A 21,701-nucleotide genomic window follows, 5' to 3' on the forward strand; every position below is an offset into this window, starting at 1 on the left:
GGGTGGAGGCCCCCCGTGCCCCCTCGGGGAGGCAGGCGCGGTGGGGCGGGGCGCCGGTCCGGGCACGGCGCCGGTGCCGGTCGCAGGCCGGTCCCGGGAACAGGCACTGCGGACCGCCCGCTCGGCGCCCCACCGCGACGCACGACGCGCGGGCAGCCGGGGCACTCGAGCACTTGGCAGCGCTCCGGCCGGTCAGCGCCCCGCCGGCCCCCGCGGCGCGGCGCGTCCGACGATGGTGCCCGCCCGGTCGATGCAGATGACGTCGACCGCGATCGGCTCCCCGCGCAGCACCCCGAGGGCGGTGTCCCGGGCGGCGGCGGCGACCAGGTCGCCCAGCGGTACGTCCCGGGCGGCGCACAGCTGGAGCGCCTCCAGCCCGGTGTTGGCCCCGGCCACGGCCGCCGCCAGTTCCTCGCCGGCCCCGCCCCGCCGGGCCAGCCCGGCGAGAAAGCCCTTGTCCACCTGGGAACGAGAGGAGTGGAGGTCGAGGTGGCCCGCAGCGAGTTTCGACAGCTTGGCGAAGCCCCCGGCGACGGTCAGGCGCGGCACGGGGTGGCGGCGCAGGTACTTCAGTACCGCTCCGGCGAAGTCGCCCATGTCGAGCAGCGCGTCCTCGGGCAGCCCGTGCACCGCGACGGCGACCTTCTCCGACGTCGAACCGGTGCAGCCCGCCACATGGGTGCGCCCCGCGGCGCGCGCCACGTCGATACCGCGCCGGATGCTGTCGATCCAGGCGGAGCAGGAGTACGGCACCACGACCCCGGTCGTCCCCAGGATGGACAGCCCGCCCAGGATGCCCAGCCGCGGGTTCCAGGTGCTGCGGGCGATCTCCTCGCCGTGGTCGACGGATATCTCGATCTCGGCGTCCGCCCCGGGCCGGCCGTGCCGGGCGGCGACCTCGGCCAGGTGGTCGCGCATCAGCTGCCGGGGCACCGGATTGACCGCGGGCTCGCCCACCGGCAGCGGCAGACCGGGCCGGGTGACCGTGCCCACCCCGGGTCCCGCGCGGAACGTCACCCCGCTGCCGGCCGGCCGGATCCGTACCGTGGCCCGGACCAGCGCGCCGTGCGTCACATCCGGATCGTCCCCGGCGTCCTTCACCACCCCGGCCATCGCCGCGTCCCCGGTCAACTCCTCGGTGGCCAGGGCGAACGCCGGACGCTGCCCCTTGGGCAGGGTGATCGTCACCGGGTCGGGGAACTCACCGCCGAGCAGCGCGGTGTACGCGGCGGTGGCCGCCGCCGTCGCGCAGGCGCCGGTGGTCCAGCCGGACCGGAGCCCGGTGCGTTCCAGCTGTGCGCCGCGGCCGGACGCGCCCGGCTCAGCCACGGTGCACCCGGCCCGGACGGGACGATGTCAGAGCGCGGAACCGGGACGTCACCGGGCCGCGGAACACGGAGGAGCAGGCGATGAGCGGGACACGGCATGTGCTGGTGCTGGGCGGCACCACCGAGGCGCGCCGGCTGGCGGAGGAACTCGCCGGGGACCCGGCGCTGCGGGTGACCAGCTCCCTCGCGGGCCGGGTCGCCGAGCCGCGCCGGCCCGCCGGGGAGGTGCGGATCGGCGGGTTCGGCGGCCCCGCGGGCCTGGCCCGCTGGCTGCGCGAGCACCGGGTGGACGCGCTCATCGATGCCACCCATCCTTTCGCCGGCACGATCAGTTTCAACGCGGCGGAGGCCGCCGCCGCGGTCCATGTTCCCCTGCTCGCCCTGCGCCGTCCCGGCTGGGTGGCCGGTCCGGGCGACCGCTGGCATCCGGTGGACTCCCTGGCCGGGGCGGCCGAGGTGCTCCCCGGCCTGGGGGAGCGGGTGTTCCTCACCACCGGCCGGATGGGGCTCGCCGCCTTCGCCCACCTGGACCGGCTGTGGTTCCTGGTGCGCTCGGTCGACGCCCCCGAGCCGCCGCAGCCGGCCCGGATGGAGGTGCTCCTCGACCGGGGGCCGTTCACCGTCGAGGGCGAGGCCGGGCTGCTGCGCCGGCACCGCATCGACGTGTTGGTGACCAAGGACAGCGGGGGCCGGGCGACGGCCGCCAAGCTCACCGCCGCCCGTGACGCCGGGATCCCGGTGGTCGTGGTCCGCCGCCCGCCGGTGCCCGAGGGAGTTCCGGTCGCCGAGGACCCGGCCGCGGCCGTGACCTGGCTGCGGAACACCCTCGGCTGAGGCGGACCGGCGCACGACGCAGGCCCCCGGACCGAAGCGCCCGGCTCCCCGCTCCGAAGGGCGCGCCCGGGGCCGGGCGCGCCCATGGGGCGACGGCGCGTCAGTCCTTCGGGTAGCGCCGGGGCGTCCAGACGATCTCCTGGCCGTTCCCGCGCCGTACCGACCGGGTCTGCGACGAGCCGACCAGCAGGATCGTGCGCATGTCGACGTCGTCCGGGTCGAGATCGGCCAGTCGGACGATCCGTACGCTCTCCTCCGGACCGCCGACGTCCCGGCCGAGCACCACCGGGGTGTCGGGGGCGCGGTACTCCAGCAGCAGCTCGCGGGCCTTGCCCACCTGCCAGATCCGGCTCCGGGAACCGGGGTTGTAGAGCGCCAGCACCAGGTCGGCCGCGGCGGCCGACCGCAGTCGCTCGGCGATGACCTCCCACGGCTTGAGCCGGTCGGAGAGGGAGACCACCGCGTAGTCGTGGCCGAGCGGGGCGCCCGCGCGCGAAGCCGCCGCGTGTGCGGCGGTCATGCCGGGCAGCACCCGCACCGGGACCTCGCGGTAGGGGTCCTCCGAGGCGGCCTCCAGCACGGCGGTCGCCATGGCGAAGACCCCGGGGTCGCCCGAGGAGACGACGGCGACCCGCCGCCCCTGCCTGGCGAGGTCGAGCGCGAACTCCGCGCGCTCCGCCTCCACCTTGTTGTCCGAGGCGTGCCGCCGCTGCCCGGGGCGCACCGGCACCCGGTCCAGATAGGTGGTGTAGCCGACCAGGTCCTGGGCGGCGGCCAGTTCGCCGCGGGCCTCCGGGGTGAGCCACAGCGGGCCCGCCGGGCCGAGACCGACCACGACCACCTCGCCGTGCCCCTCCTGCGGCGCGTCGGCCGCCGGGGCGGCGCCGGGCGCGGGGTCCGCGGCCGGGACACCGATCCGGCTGGGCAGCACCGCCACCGCGAAGTACGGCACCGACTCCGGGTCGACCTCCGTCATCGGCGCGGTGCGCTCGGCGGCCATGGTGGCGCGCTCGACGTACGCCGCGTCCGTCAGCCGCCCGGACCGCTCCAGGGCGCGCCGCACGGTCGGGAAGGTGCGGCCGAGCTTCATCACGGCGGCCGAGTCCGTCGCGGCGAGCCGGGCCGTCAGCTCCTCCTCGGGCAGCGTGCCCGGCAGGATCGTCAGCACCTCCTCGCCCTCCACCAGCGGCTTGCCGAGCCGGGCCGCGGCGGCGCTCACCGAGGTGACCCCGGGCACGACCTCCGTCGGATAGCGGTCGGCGAGCCGCTTGTGCATGTGCATGTAGGAGCCGTAGAAGAGCGGATCGCCCTCCGCCAGCACCGCCACGGTCCGTCCCGCGTCCAGATGCGTGGCCAGCCGGGCGGACGCCTCGGCGTAGAACTCGTCCATCGCGCCCTGGTAGCCGCCGGGGTGGTCGGTGGTCTCGGTCGTCACCGGGTAGACCAGCGGCTCCTCGATGTGGTCGGGGCGCAGATGCCGTTCGGCGATGGAGCGCGCGATGCTCCGCCCGTGCCGGGCGCTGTGATAGGCGACGACATCGGCCTCGGCGATGACCTCCACGGCCCGTACGGTCATCAGGGAGGGGTCCCCGGGGCCGAGGCCCACTCCGTAGAGCCGGCCCGTGCGCCCGTCCTGCTGGTCGCTCACTCTTCCTCGCTCGCAATCGCGTTGACGGCTGCGGCCGCGATGGCGCTGCCGCCCCGCCGGCCCCGCACGATCAGGTGGTCGAGGCCCGCCGGGTGGCCGGCCAGGGCGTCCTTGGACTCGGCCGCGCCGATGAAGCCGACCGGAACGCCGATGACCGCGGCCGGGCGCGGCGCCCCCTCCTCGATCATCTCCAGCAGCCGGAAGAGGGCGGTGGGCGCGTTGCCGACGGCTATCACCGCGCCCTCCATCCGGTCCCGCCACAGCTCCAGGGCTGCGGCGCTGCGCGTGGTGCCCATCCGGGCGGCCAGCTCCGGCACCCCGGGGTCGGACAGGGTGCAGATCACCTCGTTGCGGGCGGGCAGCCGCTTGCGCGTGACCCCGCTGGCGACCATGGCGACGTCGCAGAGGATCGGCGCCCCGGCGTGCAGCGCGGTGCGGGCGCGGGACACCACCTCGGGCGTGTGACCGAGGTCCTTGACGAGGTCGACCATTCCGCAGGCGTGGATCATCCGCACCGCGACCTGGCTGACGTCCGGGGGCAGCGCCCCGAGGTCCGCCTCGGCGCGGATCGTCGCAAAGGACTGGCGGTAGATGGCCGCGCCGTCCTTCTCGTAGTCGAACACTGTGTCCTCGTTCATGTCGTTCCGCGAGCCGCCGCCACCGCGCCGGCCGTCTGCTCTGCTGCCGCTTCCGTGCCCGTGCCGCCGGCGGGTCCGCCCCGGACGGTGACCCGGTAGCCGCTGCCGGTGGCCAGGACGTCCACCCAGTGGCCCTGCGGGTGACCGCACCGGCGCTCGCACCCCGACCAGTACACGGGCAGCAGGCCGGGGTTGCCCCCTCCGCTGCCCGCCACGGCCGCCGCGGCGTCGGCGCGCACGTCCGCCAGGGACTTGGCGCACCCCGGCCGCCCGGTGCAGGCGCCCACCCCCTGCCACGGGGACCCGGGGCCGGTGACGAATCCGGCCTGCTCCAGGGCGTCGAGACCGGCCGCCGCCGCACCGGGCGGGAGACCGGGCAGCACGATGCCGCGCCAGGGTGTCACACGCGCTTCCGCAGGTCCGCCGCGGGCGGCCGTGACCCCGAGCAGCCGCCACTGCGCCGCGGACAGCCGCCCCAGCGGCGCCCCGACGGAGAGCGAACAGCGGCCGTCCGGGCCCTGGATCACCCCCCTCGCGGGCGGAGTGCCGTGCGCCGGGGGCTCCTCGACGGGCTGCGCGTCGATGCCCTCGCGGGCCAGCCGGCCGTGCACCCGGGCCGGCAGCGCGTCGGCCGGGGACAGGTCCCGCACCCGCCAGACGCGGCCGCCCGCCGCCCCGGCCGCGTCCAGGAACTCCTCCGCGGCCAGCACGGCGGCGCGCGGCCCGTCGGCCGCGGCCATGCGCAGGCCCGGGCCGTCCCCGTCGAGGTGGAGCACGGCGCTCCCGTGCTCCGCTGCGATCAATGTCACGTCCGGGCCCAGCGCGGCGACATCCCCGCGCCCGTCGTCCACGGCGAAGAGGAAACGCCCGGAAAGCATGGCGGTGTCCGGGTTCGCGCACACCCGGTCGTCCAGCTCGCGCACCCACGGCCGGACATCCGCGTGACCCGCCCCGTCCAGTCCGGACAGCGGCGAGGCGACGATGTTGCGTACCCGCTCGTGCCGTTCGGAGGGCAGCAGCTCCGCGTCCCGCAGCCGGCGGGCGAGTTCGGCGCCGTCATCGGCGGCCAGCCCCCGCAGTTGCACGTTGCCGCGGGAGGTGAGGTCCAGATGCCCGTCCCCCAGCTCGTCCGACACCGCTGCCAGGACATCGATCTGACGACACGTCAAAAGACCGGCGGGCAGCCGGATCCGTGCCAGCGAACCGTCGTCCGCAGTGTGCAGACGCAGCGCGCCGGGGCAGGCGTCCCCGCCCCCGCGAGCGGGCGGTCCGGCCCTCCGTGCGCTGGTCGCGGGTGTGAGAGGCATGGCGCGGAGCATACCGACCCTCCACACGGGTGTATGTACCGCCGGTGAGCGGCAGCCCTTAATATGCTCACGGCGGTCCAACCGGAACCGCCGGACGCCAGCGACGGCGCCAGGGGAGGAAGCCGGTGCGAGTCCGGCGCGGTCCCGCCACTGTGACCGCGGCACAGCCGCGTGAGCCAGGAACTCCCGCCGTCCTCCACCACCCGGGGCGCGGACCCCGAGGAAGGCCGCTGCCGCATGCGCACATGCCCCCACCGCACCCCTGACGCCACCACCGATGCCCTGGGGAGCGCCGCATGATCCTGCTGCTGTCGACGTCCGACACCGACCTGCTCAGCGCCCGCGCGAGCGACGGCCCGGTCCCGTACCGGCTCGCCAATCCGGCGCGGCTCGCACTGGACGACCTGCCCGCCCTGCTGGACGGCGTCGACCTCGTCGTCGTCCGGCTGCTCGGCGGCCTGCGGGCCTGGCAGGAGGGGCTCGACACGCTCCTCGCCGGGCCGCGGCCGGTCGTCGTGCTCACCGGTGAACAGGCGCCGGACGCCCAGCTGATGGAGGCGTCCACCGTCCCCATCGGCATCGCCGCCGAGGCCCACGCCTACCTCGCGCACGGCGGGCCGGCCAACCTCGAACAGCTCGCCCGGTTCCTCACGGACACCGTGCTGCTCACCGGGCACGGCTTCGAGCCGCCCGCCGCCGCCCCCACCTGGGGCCAGCTGGAGCGCACCCCGCGGGCGGACGCCACCGGCCCCGTCATCGCGGTGCTCTACTACCGGGCGCACCACATGAGCGGCAACACCGCTTTCGTGGAAGCTCTGTCCACCGCCATCGAAAACGCCGGCGGGCGCCCGCTGCCGCTGTACGTGGCCTCGCTGCGTGCCCCCGAGCCGGAGCTGGTCGAGGCCCTCGGCGCGGCCGACGTCGTGATCACCACCGTCCTCGCCGCGGGCGGCACCCGCCCCGCCGACGCCTCCGCCGGCGGCGACGACGAGGCGTGGGACGCCGGCGCGCTCGCCGCCCTCGACGTGCCGATCCTCCAGGCGCTGTGCCTCACCGGACCGCGCACCGCCTGGGAGGAGAACGACGAGGGCCTCTCGCCGCTCGACGCCGCCACCCAGGTCGCCGTCCCCGAGTTCGACGGGCGCCTCATCACCGTGCCGTTCTCCTTCAAGGAGGTGGACGAGGACGGGCTGCCCGCCTATGTGGCCGACCCCGAACGCGCCGCCCGCGTCGCCGGCATCGCCGTGCGCCACGCCCGGCTGCGCCATGTCCCGGCCGCCGACAAGCGCCTCGCCCTGGTGCTGTCCGCCTACCCCACCAAGCACGCCCGGATCGGCAACGCGGTCGGCCTCGACACCCCCGCCAGCGCCGTCGCCCTGCTGCGCCGGCTGCGCGCCGAGGGCTACGACCTCGGCCCCGAGGACGGCCCGGACGCGCTGCCCGGCCTCGCCTCCGGCGTCGGCGACGACCTGATCTACGCCCTGATCGAGGCCGGCGGCCACGACCAGGACTGGCTCACCGAGGAGCAGCTCACCCGCAACCCGGTCCGCATCCCGGCCGCCGACTACCGGCGCTGGTACGGACAGTTGCCGCAGGAGCTGCGGGACGCCGTCGAGGAGCACTGGGGCCCGCCGCCCGGCGGCATGTTCGTCGACACCAGCCGCGACCCCGAGGGCGAGATCGTGCTCGCCGCGCTCCGCCGCGGCAATCTGCTCGTCCTCATCCAGCCGCCGCGCGGCTTCGGCGAGAACCCGGTCGCGATCTACCACGACCCGGACCTGCCGCCCTCGCACCACTATCTGGCCGCCTACCGCTGGATCGCCGCCGCGCAGGAGGACGGCGGCTTCGGCGCCGACGCCATGGTGCACCTCGGCAAGCACGGCAACCTGGAGTGGCTGCCGGGCAAGAACGCCGGGCTCTCCGCGGCCTGCGGGCCGGACGCCGCGCTCGGCGACCTGCCGCTGATCTACCCGTTCCTGGTCAACGACCCGGGCGAGGGCACCCAGGCCAAGCGCCGGGTGCACGCCACCCTGGTCGACCACCTCGTCCCGCCGATGGCGCGCGCCGACAGTTACGGCGACATCGCGCGCCTGGAGCAGCTGCTCGACGAGTACGCGGCCATCTCGTCCATGGACCCGGCGAAGCTGCCCGCCATCCGCGCCCAGATCTGGACCCTGATCCAGGCCGCCCGGCTCGACCACGACCTGGGCCTGGAGGAGCGGCCGGAGGACGACGGATTCGACGACTTCCTGCTGCACGTCGACGGCTGGCTGTGCGAGGTCAAGGACGCCCAGATCCGCGACGGTCTGCACGTCCTCGGCCAGGCCCCCGGCGGCCCGGAGCGGGTCAACCTGGTGCTCGCCATCCTGCGCGCCCGGCAGATCTGGGGCGGCACGTCCGCGCTCCCCGGTCTGCGCGAGGCGCTCGGCCTGGACGAGTCCGCCGCCACCCGCACCGGCGCCGACGACGCGGAGGAGCGCGCCCGCGCCCTCGTCCAGGCCATGGAGGACGCCGGCTGGGACCCGGCCGCGACCGAGAAGGTCTGCCTCGGCCTCCCCGAGGAGCAGCGCGAGGGCGTCGCCGCGATCCTGGACTTCGCCGCCCGCGAGGTCGTGCCGCGGCTGGCCTCCACCACCGACGAGATCGACCACGCGGTGCACGCCCTGAACGGCGGCTTCGTCCCGGCGGGCCCCTCCGGATCGCCGCTGCGCGGCCTGGTCAACGTGCTGCCGACCGGCCGCAACTTCTACTCCGTCGACCCCAAGGCCGTCCCCAGCCGGCTGGCCTGGGAGACCGGACAGGCCCTCGCCGACTCGCTGCTGGAGCGCTACCGCACCGACAACGGCGACTGGCCGCGGTCCGTGGGCCTCTCCCTGTGGGGCACCAGCGCGATGCGCACCTCCGGCGACGACGTGGCAGAGGCCCTCGCCCTGCTGGGCATCCGCCCGGTGTGGGACGAGGCCTCCCGCCGCGTCACCGGTCTGGAGCCGGTCCCGCTCGACCAGCTGGGCCGCCCCCGGATCGATGTCACCCTGCGCATCAGCGGCTTCTTCCGGGACGCCTTCCCGCATGTGATCGGGCTGCTGGACGACGCGGTGCGGCTCGCCGCCTCCCTGGAGGAGAGCGACGACGACAACTTCGTCCGCGCGCACACCCGGGCCGACCTCGCCGAGCACGGTGACGAACGCCGGGCCACCACCCGGATCTTCGGCTCCCGGCCGGGGACCTACGGCGCCGGACTGCTCCAGCTCATCGACAGCCGCGACTGGCGCACCGACGCCGACCTGGCCGAGGTGTACACGGTCTGGGGCGGCTTCGCCTACGGCCGGGAGCTCGAAGGCCGCCCGGCGCGCGAGGAGATGGAGACGGCGTACCGGCGGATCGCGGTGGCGGCCAAGAACACCGACACCCGCGAGCACGACATCGCCGACTCCGACGACTACTTCCAGTACCACGGCGGCATGGTCGCCACCGTGCGCGCTCTCAAGGGCACCGCCCCCGAGGCGTACATCGGCGACAGCACCCGGCCGGAGACCGTGCGGACCCGGACCCTGGTGGAGGAGACCTCCCGGGTGTTCCGCGCCCGCGTGGTCAACCCCCGCTGGATCGAGGCGATGCGCCGGCACGGCTACAAGGGCGCCTTCGAACTCGCCGCCACCGTCGACTACCTCTTCGGCTACGACGCCACCACCGGCGTGGTCGCCGACTGGATGTACGACAAGCTCGCGCAGACCTATGTGCTCGACCCGGAGAACCGGGAGTTCCTCCAGGAGGCCAACCCCTGGGCGCTGCACGGCATGGCGGAGCGGCTGCTGGAGGCCGAGAGCCGGGGCATGTGGGCCAAGCCGGACCCGGCCGTGCTGGACGAACTGCGCCAGGTGTTCCTGGAGACCGAGGGCGACCTCGAGGGCGACGACTGACCGCTCCCCGTCCCTGACGGATCCGCCCCGCCCGGCTCTCCCGCCGGCGCGGGGCGGATCCGTCAGGATGTGAGCACCCCTCAGGACATGTCCTCCCACGGGTACACTCGGGAGGACATGCAGGCGCTTGAGGGGAGGTCGCCGGGCATGAACGCAGCCGCGTCGGGCGACACCTCCGGGGTGTGGCTCGCCCGTACGGTGTGGAGCCTCCTGGAGGAGAAGTACGGCCGGGGGAACGTGCCGTCCGTCCGGAAGCTCACCCAGTGCATCCGGGAGGCGAACGACGGCGCCACCATCTCGCACGGCCACGTCCACAACATCCTCAGCGGTGACGCGACCAACATCACCGACAAGACGCGGGACATGCTGGCCGGCTTCTTCGGGCTGCCGCCCTCCTACTTCGTTCCCGTGACCGCCGCTCCGTGCGACGGGGACGGGCGGCTGGACGAGGCTCTGGCGTACCGCTTCGCACTGCTGCGGCCCGAGGAGCTCGAAGCCATCGAGCGGGCGCTGCGCATGGTCAGGGAACGGGCGGCCGACGGAGCCGCTCCCGCTGCGGCGGCCGCTCCCCACCCTTCGCGCGGCGAGACCTGACGGCGGTGACCGGGGCCCGGCCCGGTCACCCCACACCTCCTCCGTTTTCCGACTGTCCATCAGCTGTCCAATGAACTTGACGCAGGTGACCGCCTCGCCTAGCGTTACCTCGTCAGCGCACCTCGGACCCCGGACCGGCTCGAAGCCACCGGCCCCCGGGTGCGCCTGCCTTCGGGTGAGCCGACCGAGGAGCCGCGGATCGAACCGCCGGCGCCGCCGCGTCGGGGCGGGCGAGGACCGTACGCCGCCTGGCACCCGATCAGGAATGTCGGTTCCCCGAACGCACGGGGGTTGTTCGGGGAACCGCTGCCTCTTTCCGCACCTGTCGGTCACGGCGGAGACCGCCGTGTCGGGCTTCCGTGCACGGCGGAGACCGCCGTGTCGGGCTTCCACGCCGCCCCTCGCCGAGCCGACCGCCCCCGCCGGGTCCTCTCCCCGCGCCGCGAACCGCCCGTGCCGCCGCCTCCGCTGAGCTGACCACCCGTCAGGACATAATGCGCCGGATGGCCCGTCACCCCGCCCGGAGTGCCCCGTTCCACTGGATCTTCGGAGACCAGCTCGGCCCGCACTTCGCGCCGCCGGACACCACCCTCGTCATGATCGAGTCCCGTGCCGTGCTGCGCCGCCGCCGCTTCCACCGGGCCAAGGCGCATCTGCTGCTCTCCGCCATGCGCCACCGCGCCGCCGAACTCGGCGACACCGTGCGCTACATCAAGGCCGAAACCTACCGGGAGGGGCTGCGCCGGGCCGTGGGCGACGCCCGGGTGACGGTCCACCACCCCACCTCGCACGCCGCCCTCGCCCTGGTGAACTCCCTGGACCAGGCCGATGTGCTGCCGCCGCGCGGCTTCCTCGTCCCCCGGGAGGAATTCGCCCGGTGGGCGGAGGGCACCCGCGGCTCGGGACTGCGGCTGGAGGACTTCTACCGCACGGTGCGCCGCGGCCACGATCTGCTGATGGACGGCGACCGGCCCGCCGGCGGCCGGTGGAACCTCGACACCGACAACCGGGAGCCCCCGCCCCGTGGCGCCTCCGCCCTGCCGGTGCCCCGCCCTTACCGTCCGCGCGAGGACGCCATCGACGACGAGGTCCGCGCCGACCTCGACCGGTGGGAGCGGGCCGGGGAGGTCTCCTTCGTCGGCGGGGACGGCCCGCGGACCTTCCCCGCCGACCGCGCCGAGGCCCGCCGGGCCCTGCGCGCCTTCGTCGAACGGCGCCTGCCCACCTTCGGCCGGTGGGAGGACGCCATGCTCGCCGACGACTGGGCCATGAGCCACAGCCTGCTCTCCGCCCCGCTCAACCTCGGGCTGCTCACCCCCGACGAGTGCCTGGCCGCCGCCGAGCGCGCTTACCGCTCCGGGAACGCACCGCTCAACGCGGTCGAAGGCTTCGTCCGGCAGATCGCCGGCTGGCGCGAGTACGTCTGGCAGGTGTACTGGCACTTCGGCCCCCGGTACCGGGAGGGCAACGCGCTGCGCCATCACCGGCCGCTGCCCGGCTGGTTCACCGAGCTGGACGCGGACGCCGTCACCGCGCGCTGCCTGTCGGGGGTCCTCGCCGAGGTCCGCGACCGCGGCTGGGTGCACCACATCCCCCGGCTGATGGTGCTCGGCAACTGGGCGCTGCAGCGCGGCTGGCATCCGGCCGAGGTCACCGACTGGTTCCACCGCAGCTTCGTCGACGGCTACGACTGGGTGATGCTGCCGAACGTCATCGGGATGTCCCAGTACGCCGACGGCGGCCGGATGACCACCAAGCCCTATGTCTGCGGCGGTCCCTACATCAACCGGATGAGCGACTACTGCGGGCCCTGCGCCTACCGGCCCGGCGAGCGCACCGGGGACACCGGCTGCCCGTACTCCGCGGGGTACTGGTGGTTCCTCGACCGGCACCGCACGGAGCTGGCCGGCAACGCCCGGATACGGCAGCCGTTGCGCGGGCTGGACCGGCTGGCCGACCTGCCCGAGGTGGTCCGCCGGGAGCGCGCCCGCGGGGACCGTCCGCCGTGACGTCCCCGTAGCCCGCGGCCGGAGCGCTCCTCGTGGCGGGCCGGGAACCAACGACCGCCAGAGAGGCGAGCGCGGAGTTCCGGTGATCATGGGGTTGTGACGCCACGTGATCACAGATGTGAGTGTTCTTGTGGGCACCTCCTCACTCGGCGGCCACCGTCGCCTGCCACGCGCCCGGGCGTTTGCCTGTGGCCTTGTGGAAGAACACCGAGAAGTTGGATGCGTCGGAGAAGCCGAGTACGTCGGCACAGCGGGCGGCGGTGAGGCGGTCGTGTGCGAGGAGCCGTTTGGCTTCCAGGGTGATCCGTTCGACGATGTACGCCTTCGCGGTGCGGCCGGTGGCCTGTTGCACCGCTCGTGAGAGGGTGCGGGGCGCGTATCCCAGCGCACGGGCGTAGTAGCCGGCGTCGTGGTGTTGCCGGAAGTGCGCTTCGACGCTGGAGCGGAAGGCCCGGAACACCGGATGTGTGAGCCGTGCTTCGGCGTGCGGTGGGTGCAGCCGGGTGATGAGCGCGGAGAGCAGGATTTCGGGCAGCTCCGTCGAGGAGTCACTGGGCGGGGCGGATGCTTCGAGGAGGAGATGGCTGCGCGCCGTGTCGACGAAGGGCCAGTCGGCGTCGGGGATGCTCCAGTGCGCGGCCAGGTCCGGGGAGGCGACGAGTTCTCGGGTGGTGTGGGTGACCGGCGCGGTCGGCACGAACAGCACGAGGTGCCCTGCCACTTCGGTGATGTCGTCCCACCGGTGCACCGCGCCGGGGGGAATCCACACCGCGGACCGGTCTTGGAGCGGGTGGAGGTGGAAATCGGCCGTGACCGATCCGGGTCCGGCGTCGATGACGGCAAGGACGTGGAAGTCGGCGCGCTGCGTGCCGGCGTCGTTCAGCTCGCGAAGGCGGCCGAACGTCATCGTCTCGACCGAGGCGGCGCGGCGTCCTGCGGGCTGGTAGGTCATCTGCCGGATCACGCTCACGTGTCCAGTTTTCACCATCGGGCGACCAGTCGCGCCGATGCCCCGTCCGGGTGCAGAAGTTTCCATGAATGCACAGGGCAATCGCCTGGAGCATCGACCGGAAGAGCCATCATGAACACGACGCAGCAGACGCTTCTGCCCGCTTACGACCATCGGTCGGGGACCGGGCCGACTCTGGTGTTCCTGCACTATTGGGGTGGTTCCGCCCGCACCTGGGACCTCGTCGTCGACCGCCTGGCGGGCCGTGACGTGCTCACGGTCGACTTCCGCGGGTGGAGCCGGTCGAGCGCTCTGCCCGGTCCCTATACGCTCGGTCAGCTCGCCGACGACACGCTCGCCGTGCTCGCGGATGCGGGGGTCACCGACTACGTCCTGGTGGGGCATTCGATGGGGGGTAAGGTCGCACAGCTGGTCGCGGCCACCCGGCCCGCCGGCTTGCGCGGCATCGTTCTCGTCGGCTCCGGCCCGGCGAAGCCCGCCGCACAGGTCACTCCCGAGTACCAGGAAGCCCTGTCGCACGCCTACGACTCCGCCGAGTCCGTGGCCGGGGCACGGGATCACGTTCTCACCGCGACCGAGCTGCCCGCTCCGGTCAAGGCGCAGATCGTGACCGATTCGCGGACCGTCGCCGACGCCGCCCGCGCCGAGTGGCCGCAGCGCGGCATCGCGCAGGACATCACCGAGCACACGCGCATGGTCAGCGTGCCCGCTCTCGTCGTCGCCGGAGAACACGACCAGGTGGAGCCCGTCGGCGTGCTCCGCGACAACCTGGTGCCCTACCTCTCCCAGGCCGACTTCGTGGTGGTCCCCCACACCGGTCACCTGATCCCGCTGGAAGCCCCGGCCGACCTCGTCGACGCCATCACCGCGTTCGCGCCGGCAGCCTGACCGTCCCCGCGGCCCGACGACGGGCTGTGCCCCTGATCACCCGCCCACGGGGCCGGGACAGGCCCTGCCGCGTTGTACCGCGTCGACTCACCGTGATTGACGCCTTCTTCGACCTCGCCGACGTCGTCATCACCGTACGTAGTCCGATCCGCCCAGCATGGAGGACTCACCGCTGGAACGCGCGCCCTTACCTCGCCCCTGAGCAGACGCCCTGTCTGCCCATCTGCGCGAGTTCTAAGCCCCCGCCTGTTCGGGCCGCCCTGGTTTCGGCCGTCAGGCCGCCTGCCGGACCGTTGCCTCGGGGGCCGTGACCTCGGGCGCCCTGACCTGGGGGGCCGTCGTGCCGGAGGCCGCCGCTCCGGCGGTGGCCGGGATCTCCCGGACCCGGAACAGCCCGGCGATGTCCCGCCCGAAGGACCAGACCAGCAGCGCCAGCGCCGTCAGGACCACCGCGAACGCCGCGGCCTGCGGCAGGATCCCGGCCGCCGCCACCACCAGGGCGATCCCCTGCGAGGCGGCCACCGCCTTGCGGGCCGTGCTCGGCGGCAGCGCCCCGTTGAGCCAGGGGAGCACCCGGGCCGCGGCGACGAACGCGTAGCGCATGGCGCCGATCAGCAGTACCCACGGCCCCAGCGCCGTCGCGACGTGCACGCTGAGCACCAGGATCAGGAACGCGTCGACCTCCATGTCGAAGCGCGCGCCGAGCGGGGTCGCCGTCCCGGTGCGCCGGGCGACCTGGCCGTCCACCCCGTCGAGGATCAGCGCCACCGTCGCCAGGGCGACCAGGACGGCCACCGACGGCTGCCGCACGAAGGAGTCCGCGACCAGCGCGGTCACACCCCCCACCAGGATCGCGCGGGCCAGCGTGACGCCGTTGGCCGGTCCGAACGACCGGGTCCACGACCGGCGCAGGGCACGGGTGAGCACCACCCAGGTGGACACCGCGAAGACCGCCCCCGTGAGCCAGCCGGCCGGACCCAGTCCGACCGCTGTCCAGAGCAGCCCCAGCAGGGCCAGCTGCGCGCCCATTCCCGTGGTGGTCTCCCGGTGGAACACCTGGGTGCCGTAGCCCTCGTAGACGGCCATGGGCCTCCTCCCGTTGTGTGACAAGCTGCGTGAGGGCCGCGTATCGTGACCGCGCCCTCGTCACGACGTACGTACGTGAGCCAGCGCCCGACCGTTCAGGAGGATGTCGATGCAGCGCACAGCACGCGCCTTCTGGCTCCGGTCTCCCGGCCACGGCGAGATCCGGCAGGCCCCCCTCACCGGGCCCGCCGCCGGCGAGGTCCTGGTGCGGACGCGGTACTCCGGGGTGAGCCGCGGCACCGAGACCCTGGTCTTCCGGGGCGGGGTTCCCGAGAGCCAGCACGCCACGATGCGCGCCCCCTTCCAGGACGGCGACTTCCCCGGGCCGGTCAAGTACGGCTACCTCAACGTCGGTCGCGTCGAGGACGGGCCGCCCGGACTGCTCGGCCGGACGGTCTTCTCCCTCTACCCGCACCAGACCCGTTTCGTCGTCCCGGCGAACGCCGTGACCCCGGTGCCGGACACCGTACCCGCGCACCGGGCCGTGCTGGCCGGAACGGTCGAGACCGCGGTGAACGCCCTGTGGGACGCCGCCCCGATGATCGGCGACCGGATCGCCGTGGTCGGCGCGGGCATGGTCGGCTGCAGCGTCGCCGCACTCCTGAACCGCTACCCCGGCGTCCGGGTCCAGCTCGTCGACGCCGACCCGGCGAAGGCCGGTATCGCCAAGGCCCTCGGCGTGGACTTCGCCCTCCCCGAGGAGGCCGCGGACGGCCTCGACCTCGTGGTGCACGCCAGCGCCACCGAGGCCGGCCTCGCCCGCTCCCTCGAACTCCTCGACCCGGACGGCACGGTCCTGGAGATGAGCTGGTACGGCGACCGCCGGATCAGCCTGCCGCTCGGCGAGGCCTTCCACTCGCGCCGCCTGGTCGTGCGCAGCAGCCAGGTCGGGGCGGTGTCCCCGGCGCGGCGCTCCCGCCGCACCTACGCCGACCGGCTCGCGCTCTCCCTCGAGCTGCTCGCCGACCCGGCGTTCGACGCGCTGATCACCGGGGAGTGCGCCTTCGACGAGCTGCCCGCGGTCATGCCGCGGCTCGCCTCCGGCGACCTCCCGGCGCTGTGCCACCGCGTGCGGTACGAGGACTCGGAGAATCCGGTCTGAGCAGGAGCGCGGCCCGGTCCGTACTCATCAGCACACGCACCGACCCGGGCCCGGACCACGGACCCGGGTGAGCCACCCGTGCCCCGCCCAGGGGCACAAGAATCCCGGAGGGGCATCCGTTGTTCAGCGTCACCGTCCGCGACCACTTCATGGTCGCCCACAGCTTCCGCGGTGAGGTCTTCGGCCCGGCACAGCGCCTGCACGGAGCGACCTTCATCGTGGACGCCTCGTTCCGCCGCGCCGAACTCGACGCCGACAACATCGTGGTCGACATGGGACTGGCCGGCCAGGAACTCGCCGCCGTGCTCGGTGACCTCAACTATCGCAACCTCGACGACGAACCCGACTTCACCGGGGTCAACACCTCCACCGAGGCCCTGGCCAAGGTCGTCGCCGACCGGCTGGCCGACCGCGTCCACGCCGGCGCGCTCGGCGAAGGAGCGCGCGGGCTCGACGGCATCACGGTCACCCTGCACGAGTCCCACGTCGCCTGGGCGAGTTACGAGCGCCCGCTGTGAACGGCGCCGGCCCCGCGACGGACGACGCGCGCACGGTGCACGTCGTCATGCCCGGGGACGTCGACGACCCGGCCGCCCCGAGCGGCGGCAACACCTACGACCGCCGGATCTGCCAGGACCTGCCCGCGGCCGGCTGGCAGGTCCGCGAGCACACCGTCCCGGGAACCTGGCCGCAGGCCGGAACCGCCGCGCGCCGGGATCTCGCACGGCTGCTCGCGGACCTCGCGGACGGCACCGTCGTCCTCCTCGACGGCCTCGTGGCCTGCGGCGTCCCCGACATCGTCGGCCCCGAGGCCGGGCGGCTGCGGCTGGCGGTCCTGGTGCACCTGCCGCTCGGTGACGAGACCGGGCTCGCCCCCGCCCTGGCCGCGGACCTCGACGCACGGGAGCGCGGCACCCTGCGCGCCGTACCGGCGGTGGTGGCCACCAGCACCTGGGCCGGCCGTCGGCTGGTGGCCCACCACGGGCTCGACGCCGCCCGGGTCCATGTCGCCGCCCCCGGCGTCGACCTCGCGCCCGAGGCGCCCGGCACCGACGGCGGTACCCGGCTGCTCTGCGTCGCCGCGGTCACGCCGCGCAAGGGGCAGCACCGGCTCGCCGAGGCGCTGGCCGCCGTTGCCGACCTGCCCTGGACCTGCGACTGCGTCGGCAGCCTGCAGCAGCATCTCGCGCACGTCGCCCGGCTGCGCGAACTCGTCGAGGAACACGGCCTGGAAGAGCGGCTGCGGCTCGTCGGGCCGCGCTCCGGCGCGGAACTGGACGCCTGCTACGCCGCCGCCGACCTGCTGGTCCTCCCGTCCTACGCCGAGACCTACGGCATGGTCGTGACCGAGGCCCTGGCGCGCGGCACACCCGTGCTGGCGACCGCCGTGGACGGCCTCCCGGAGGCCGTCGGCCGGGCGCCCGACGGGACCGTGCCGGGCATCCTCGTGCCGCCGGGCGACCGGGCCGCGCTCACCGCGGCGCTCCGCCGCTGGCTGGAGGAGCCCGGTCTGCGCAGCCGGCTGCGGGACGCCGCCCGGCGGCGACGCAGCACGCTGGAAGGGTGGGACAGCACCGCGAAGCGTCTCGCCGGAGTGCTGGAACAGCTTCGACAGGAGCCCCGGAGGGCCGCATGAGCACCACCGACACCACGACACCGCACACCCCGCAGGACGCGGCAGGCGCCGCCCCGCACTCCGCGGACGGACTCGACGACGACACCACGCGCTACGCCCCGGAGTGGCTGCAGTTGCGGGAGCCCGCGGACGCCGCCGCCCGAGCTGGAGCACTCCTCGGCCCGCTGCGCGACCACCTGGCGTCCGGCCGACGGGACACCGGGGACGGGGCGCAGGTCGTCCGCGACCTCGGCTGCGGCACCGGCTCCATGGGCCGCTGGCTCGCGCCCCGCCTGCCCGGTGCCCAGCACTGGATCCTGCACGACCACGACCCCGAACTGCTCGCCCGGGCCGCCGCGTCGGCACCGTCCGGGGCGGCCGACGGCAGCCCCGTCACCGTGGCCACCGCGTGCGGTCCGATCGCCGGCCTGACGGCGGAGGCCCTGGCGGGCACCTCGCTCGTCACCGCATCCGCGCTGCTCGACGTGCTCACCCCCGAGGAGCTGGACCGGCTCGTCGCCGCCTGCACCGGCGCCGGGTGCCCGGCCCTGCTGGCGCTCTCGGTGGTCGGGCGGGTGGAGATCACCCCCGCCGACCCGCTGGACGCGGAGATCGCCGACGCGTTCAACGCCCACCAGCGGCGCGAGGAGTTGCTGGGGCCGGACGCCGTCGCCGCCGCCACCGGCGCCTTCGAAGCGGCGGGCGCGACGGTACGGGTCGCCAGCAGTGCGTGGCGGCTGGGCCCCGACGCGTCCGCGCTGGCGGCGGAGTGGCTCCGCGGCTGGGTCGCCGCCGCCTGCGAACAGCGCCCGGACCTCGCCGCCCGTGCGGAGGAGTATCTGCGGCGCCGCCTGGCGGCGTGCGCGGCGGGGGAGTTGCGGGTGGTGGTGCACCACAGCGACCTGCTCGCCCTGCCCCCGGCGGGCGCGTGATGTCGCGTACCGCACGGGAACGGCTCCGCACCCTCGCCGGCGTGGCCATCCTCGCGGTGCTGCTGTGGCGGCTGGGCACCGGCGCGTTCCTCGACGGGCTGCGCAGGATCGACGGCCCGGCCCTGCTGGCCTCCGTCGCCCTCGGCGTGCTCACCACCGTCTGCAGCGCCTGGCGCTGGTGCCTGGTCGCCCGGGGCCTGGACCTTCGGCTGCCGCTGGGCCGGGCCGTCGCCGACTACTACCGGGCGCTGTTCCTGAATGCGGCACTGCCCGGCGGTGTCCTCGGCGATGTGCACCGCGCCGTCCAGCACGGGCAGCACGCCGGCGACCTCGGGCGGGGGGTGCGCGCGGTGGTTCTCGAACGGGCCGCGGGCCAGGTGGCGCTGATCGCCGTCGGGGCCGCCGTGGTGCTGACCCCGCTGTCCCCGGCGTCCGCGGCCGTCCGGGACGCGCTGACCACCCCCGGCGCCGTCGTGACCCTCGCCCTGCTGGGCGCGGCCGGCGCCGCCGCCGTCCTGTGGCTGCGCGGCAGGCCCGGCACCTCCCGCCGGAGCCGGGCCTGCCGCGCCGTGCTGGCCGAGGCGCGCCGGGCGCTGCTCGCCCGCGACCTCTGGCCCGGCGTGGTGGTCTCCTCGCTGGCGGTGCTCGCGGGACACCTCGGCATGTTCGTCCTCGCCGCCCGCGTCGCCGGGTCGCAGGCGTCCGTCGCGGCCCTGCTGCCCCTGGCGGTGCTCGCGCTGCTCGCCATGGCCCTGCCGCTGAACGTCGGCGGCTGGGGGCCGCGGGAGGGCGTCACCGCCTGGGCGTTCGGGGCCGCCGGACTAGGCGCGGCTCAGGGACTGACCGTCTCCGTGGTGTACGGCGTGCTGGCCTTCGCCGCGAGCCTGCCCGGCGTCGGCGTGCTCGCCGGTCCGTTCGTCGCCCGGCTGCGGCGGGAGCGCCCGCAGATCGAGTTCGAAGAGCGTGTCCTCGCCGAGAGCGGCGCGGCGCACCGGCGGGCGTAGCGCATCGCGCATCACCGGCGTGCCGGGGAAGCGGAGCCCCGGTATGCCGTCCCCCAGCAGCACCGGAGCCACGGTCACATAGAGGCGGTCCAGGGCGCGCTCGTGCAGGAAGCGGGAGACGGTGACGCCGCCGCCCTCGATCAGCACCCGGCCGAGACCGCGCCGGGCGAGGGCCTCGACCAGGCGGCGGGGAGCGAACGCGGCGCGGTCCGGCAGGGTCAGCACCTCGACCCCGTCCGGCACGGTGCGCTCCTGCACGCGGCCGGCGCCCACCACCCACAGGGTCGGTGCGGCCCCGTCGGTGAATACGCGGCGCCGCAGCGGCACCCGGCCGTCCGGGTCGAGCACCACCCGCACCGGGCTCACCCCGGTACAGGCCCGCACGGTGAGCTGCGGATCGTCCGCCACCGCCGTCCCGGCGCCGACGACCACCGCGTCGACCAGGGCCCGCAGCCGGTGCAGATGGCAGCGGTCCTCCTCGCCGGTGACGTAGTCGGCGTCGCCGGTGCGGGTGGCGATGAACCCGTCGAGGCTCTGCCCGAGCTGGGCGACGGCGAGCCGCGGACCGCCCAGGCACAGCGGCAGATACCGGTCGGCCAGCAGCGCCGCCTCCGGCGAGGCCTCCTGCCCCCAGCGCGGAGTGCCGTTCCCGTCCGGGACCAGCCCGGTGGCCTCGGCGTCCGCCGCGGAGCGGATTCCGCGGAGCCGGTCCCAGGCGCTCCCGGCGTCGAGCGGGGCGCCGCGGCGCTCCTCGGCGGGGCCGGTCATCGGGTCACCTGCCGGGGACGGACCGGCCGGGGGACGACGGCGGAGTCGGTCGATCGGGTCATGGGTGCCTTTCGTCACGGGAGAGGTGCCGCGGGTAGGCCGCGGTGTCCGTCCCCTCTGTCGGGGCAGGCCTGTCGGGGCATGCGGAATGCATCCTGTCACCGGCGGCCCGGGGGCCTCACGGAAAGGGACAGGACGGGGTGAATGTCTGCTATGCGGTGAGAAGCGTGAGGTACTCGTCGAAGGAATCGACAAGACCGGCCAGCAACTCCTTTCCCTTCTCCGCGGACGCCAGGGAAGGACGGCCGATCACCCCGGACTCCGTATAGGGAGCCATACCGAGACTCAGCAGATGCCGGCGGTCGTCGGCAAGACAGTCCGCCGTTTCATAGCCGGTTCCGACCAGTTCCGGATGCGCGTGCAACAGGATGGACGTCTCCAGTTCTCCCGCGTGCATATCACTGTGCGAGGACGTCTGTACACCGGCCCGGTTCCGCGCGGCATCCCAGTCCGCGGGCCCCGGGAAAAGTGCCATGCGGGTGCCACTGCCGGCAGATTCCTGAACCACGTTACGGAGTACGTAATTCCCGCCGTGAGCGTTCAACAGAATCAAGGATCCGATGCCGGACCGCCGCAGCGAGGCCGCGATGTCCCCCACGACGGCGTGCAGGGTGGCGGCCGAGATGCTCACCGTCCCCGGCCAGTCGGCGTGCTCGTGGGAGCAGGAGACGGTCACCGGAGGCAGGTGCAACACCGGGTACGCTGCGGCGATCTCCCGTGCGATGGTGCAGGCGATCACCGTGTCGGTCGCCAGCGGGAGGAAGGCGCCGTGCTGCTCGAAGCTGCCGACGGGCAGGATCGCGACGGCCGGCCGCCGCCCCCGGACCTCCTCGGTGGTGCTCCGCGGCAGCAGGCCCGAGGCCCGCTCGTGCGTTCCCGAACCGCTCATGTCTTTCCGGCCTTTCGTTCTTTGCGCTGCGGGTGCCGCCGCCGGGCGGCCAGAATGAGCGGACGCAACCGGCCTTTCCGAACGCGCCCGCAGGAGTACCCTACGCGGA

General features: G+C 74.6%; 17 protein-coding genes, 1 pseudogene and 1 riboswitch. Of the genes and pseudogenes, 10 read left to right on the top strand and 8 right to left on the bottom strand.

The window, feature by feature from the left end; translation table 11 throughout:
* Positions 1-192 precede the first annotated feature (192 nt).
* A complete protein-coding gene (locus AC3EQ1_RS24440; protein WP_432096478.1) occupies positions 193-1,329 on the bottom strand; it encodes a cobalt-precorrin-5B (C(1))-methyltransferase in 1,137 nt (378 codons plus the stop codon).
* A gap of 80 nt (positions 1,330-1,409) precedes the next feature.
* On the opposite strand from AC3EQ1_RS24440, the gene AC3EQ1_RS24445 reads away from it, so the two are divergent.
* On the top strand, positions 1,410-2,162 hold the full coding sequence (locus AC3EQ1_RS24445; protein ID WP_432096479.1) for a cobalt-precorrin-6A reductase: 753 nt from the start codon (positions 1,410-1,412) through the stop codon (positions 2,160-2,162).
* A 100-nt stretch (positions 2,163-2,262) separates the two neighbouring features.
* On the opposite strand, the gene AC3EQ1_RS24450 is transcribed toward AC3EQ1_RS24445, so the two are convergent.
* From AC3EQ1_RS24450 to cobG, 3 genes are read right to left on the bottom strand one after another with little or no spacing between them, the layout of a single operon-like run.
* Entirely contained in the window at positions 2,263-3,810 is a 1,548-nt protein-coding gene (locus tag AC3EQ1_RS24450; protein ID WP_432096480.1) for a precorrin-2 C(20)-methyltransferase, read from the bottom strand.
* Positions 3,807-4,448: a precorrin-8X methylmutase gene (locus AC3EQ1_RS24455; protein ID WP_432096481.1), complete on the bottom strand. Its 642-nt coding sequence runs from the start codon at positions 4,446-4,448 to the stop codon at positions 3,807-3,809. Before AC3EQ1_RS24455 ends, AC3EQ1_RS24450 begins: the two co-directional genes overlap by 4 nt.
* Positions 4,445-5,755: a precorrin-3B synthase gene (cobG, locus tag AC3EQ1_RS24460; protein WP_432096482.1), complete on the bottom strand. Its 1,311-nt coding sequence runs from the start codon at positions 5,753-5,755 to the stop codon at positions 4,445-4,447. The genes AC3EQ1_RS24455 and cobG overlap by 4 nt, the downstream gene beginning before the upstream one ends.
* A gap of 115 nt (positions 5,756-5,870) precedes the next feature.
* A riboswitch (cobalamin riboswitch) is annotated at positions 5,871-5,941 on the top strand.
* Between the two features lie 110 nt (positions 5,942-6,051).
* Here cobG and cobN point away from each other — a divergent pair.
* From cobN to AC3EQ1_RS24475, 3 genes are all read left to right on the top strand, one after another.
* A complete protein-coding gene (cobN, locus tag AC3EQ1_RS24465) occupies positions 6,052-9,675 on the top strand; it encodes a cobaltochelatase subunit CobN (RefSeq protein WP_432096483.1) in 3,624 nt (1,207 codons plus the stop codon).
* 147 nt (positions 9,676-9,822) lie between these two features.
* Positions 9,823-10,269 (top strand): hypothetical protein, encoded by a 447-nt coding sequence (locus AC3EQ1_RS24470; protein WP_432096484.1) that lies wholly within the window; start codon positions 9,823-9,825, stop codon positions 10,267-10,269.
* Between the two features lie 503 nt (positions 10,270-10,772).
* Entirely contained in the window at positions 10,773-12,278 is a 1,506-nt protein-coding gene (locus tag AC3EQ1_RS24475) for a cryptochrome/photolyase family protein (RefSeq protein WP_432096485.1), read from the top strand.
* A gap of 142 nt (positions 12,279-12,420) precedes the next feature.
* Here AC3EQ1_RS24475 and AC3EQ1_RS24480 read toward each other — a convergent pair whose 3' ends face one another.
* Positions 12,421-13,248 (bottom strand): helix-turn-helix domain-containing protein, encoded by an 828-nt coding sequence (locus AC3EQ1_RS24480; RefSeq protein ID WP_432096486.1) that lies wholly within the window; start codon positions 13,246-13,248, stop codon positions 12,421-12,423.
* A gap of 111 nt (positions 13,249-13,359) precedes the next feature.
* On the opposite strand from AC3EQ1_RS24480, the gene AC3EQ1_RS24485 reads away from it, so the two are divergent.
* A complete protein-coding gene (locus AC3EQ1_RS24485) occupies positions 13,360-14,136 on the top strand; it encodes an alpha/beta fold hydrolase (RefSeq protein WP_432096487.1) in 777 nt (258 codons plus the stop codon).
* Positions 14,137-14,409: 273 nt separating this feature from the next.
* Here AC3EQ1_RS24485 and AC3EQ1_RS24490 read toward each other — a convergent pair whose 3' ends face one another.
* The gene (locus AC3EQ1_RS24490) at positions 14,410-15,222 is read right to left on the bottom strand and encodes a CDP-alcohol phosphatidyltransferase family protein (RefSeq protein ID WP_432096488.1); all 813 of its coding nucleotides are present in this window, start codon (positions 15,220-15,222) and stop codon (positions 14,410-14,412) included.
* Between the two features lie 109 nt (positions 15,223-15,331).
* On the opposite strand from AC3EQ1_RS24490, the gene AC3EQ1_RS24495 reads away from it, so the two are divergent.
* From AC3EQ1_RS24495 to AC3EQ1_RS24515, 5 genes are all read left to right on the top strand, one after another.
* Positions 15,332-16,324 (top strand): zinc-dependent alcohol dehydrogenase, encoded by a 993-nt coding sequence (locus AC3EQ1_RS24495; RefSeq protein ID WP_432096489.1) that lies wholly within the window; start codon positions 15,332-15,334, stop codon positions 16,322-16,324.
* A 119-nt stretch (positions 16,325-16,443) separates the two neighbouring features.
* Positions 16,444-16,842, top strand: a complete 399-nt coding sequence (locus AC3EQ1_RS24500) for a 6-pyruvoyl trahydropterin synthase family protein (RefSeq protein WP_432096490.1) — start codon at positions 16,444-16,446, stop codon at positions 16,840-16,842.
* A 47-nt stretch (positions 16,843-16,889) separates the two neighbouring features.
* Positions 16,890-17,960 carry a glycosyltransferase family 4 protein gene (locus AC3EQ1_RS24505; protein WP_432096504.1) on the top strand — a complete coding sequence of 357 codons (1,071 nt, stop codon included), beginning with the start codon at positions 16,890-16,892 and terminating at the stop codon, positions 17,958-17,960.
* Entirely contained in the window at positions 17,957-18,871 is a 915-nt protein-coding gene (locus AC3EQ1_RS24510) for a methyltransferase domain-containing protein (protein ID WP_432096491.1), read from the top strand. Before AC3EQ1_RS24505 ends, AC3EQ1_RS24510 begins: the two co-directional genes overlap by 4 nt.
* A complete protein-coding gene (locus AC3EQ1_RS24515; RefSeq protein WP_432096492.1) occupies positions 18,871-19,875 on the top strand; it encodes a lysylphosphatidylglycerol synthase transmembrane domain-containing protein in 1,005 nt (334 codons plus the stop codon). The genes AC3EQ1_RS24510 and AC3EQ1_RS24515 overlap by 1 nt, the downstream gene beginning before the upstream one ends.
* Positions 19,876-19,983: 108 nt before the next feature.
* Here AC3EQ1_RS24515 and AC3EQ1_RS24520 read toward each other — a convergent pair.
* Together AC3EQ1_RS24520 and AC3EQ1_RS24525 are read right to left on the bottom strand one after the other, a co-directional pair.
* Positions 19,984-20,643 (bottom strand): annotated as a pseudogene (locus AC3EQ1_RS24520) (RibD family protein); the annotation flags it as partial.
* Positions 20,644-20,854: 211 nt separating this feature from the next.
* A complete protein-coding gene (locus tag AC3EQ1_RS24525; RefSeq protein ID WP_432096493.1) occupies positions 20,855-21,592 on the bottom strand; it encodes a creatininase family protein in 738 nt (245 codons plus the stop codon).
* Between the last annotated feature and the right edge of the window lie 109 nt (positions 21,593-21,701).

This window comes from Streptomyces sp. bgisy100, assembly GCF_057709105.1.

What these genes read in the sequence shown, in the direction of transcription:
- cobG (WP_432096482.1), bottom strand. Translation starts at nt 5,755, where the DNA reads ATGCCTCTCACACCCGCGACCAGCGCACGGAGGGCCGGACCGCCCGCT.
- AC3EQ1_RS24515 (WP_432096492.1), top strand. Translation starts at nt 18,871, where the DNA reads ATGTCGCGTACCGCACGGGAACGGCTCCGCACCCTCGCCGGCGTGGCC.
- AC3EQ1_RS24495 (WP_432096489.1), top strand. Translation starts at nt 15,332, where the DNA reads ATGCAGCGCACAGCACGCGCCTTCTGGCTCCGGTCTCCCGGCCACGGC.
- AC3EQ1_RS24505 (WP_432096504.1), top strand. Translation starts at nt 16,890, where the DNA reads ATGCCCGGGGACGTCGACGACCCGGCCGCCCCGAGCGGCGGCAACACC.
- AC3EQ1_RS24490 (WP_432096488.1), bottom strand. Translation starts at nt 15,222, where the DNA reads ATGGCCGTCTACGAGGGCTACGGCACCCAGGTGTTCCACCGGGAGACC.
- AC3EQ1_RS24525 (WP_432096493.1), bottom strand. Translation starts at nt 21,592, where the DNA reads ATGAGCGGTTCGGGAACGCACGAGCGGGCCTCGGGCCTGCTGCCGCGG.
- AC3EQ1_RS24485 (WP_432096487.1), top strand. Translation starts at nt 13,360, where the DNA reads ATGAACACGACGCAGCAGACGCTTCTGCCCGCTTACGACCATCGGTCG.
- AC3EQ1_RS24445 (WP_432096479.1), top strand. Translation starts at nt 1,410, where the DNA reads ATGAGCGGGACACGGCATGTGCTGGTGCTGGGCGGCACCACCGAGGCG.
- AC3EQ1_RS24510 (WP_432096491.1), top strand. Translation starts at nt 17,957, where the DNA reads ATGAGCACCACCGACACCACGACACCGCACACCCCGCAGGACGCGGCA.
- AC3EQ1_RS24455 (WP_432096481.1), bottom strand. Translation starts at nt 4,448, where the DNA reads ATGAACGAGGACACAGTGTTCGACTACGAGAAGGACGGCGCGGCCATC.
- cobN (WP_432096483.1), top strand. Translation starts at nt 6,052, where the DNA reads ATGATCCTGCTGCTGTCGACGTCCGACACCGACCTGCTCAGCGCCCGC.
- AC3EQ1_RS24475 (WP_432096485.1), top strand. Translation starts at nt 10,773, where the DNA reads ATGGCCCGTCACCCCGCCCGGAGTGCCCCGTTCCACTGGATCTTCGGA.
- AC3EQ1_RS24470 (WP_432096484.1), top strand. Translation starts at nt 9,823, where the DNA reads ATGAACGCAGCCGCGTCGGGCGACACCTCCGGGGTGTGGCTCGCCCGT.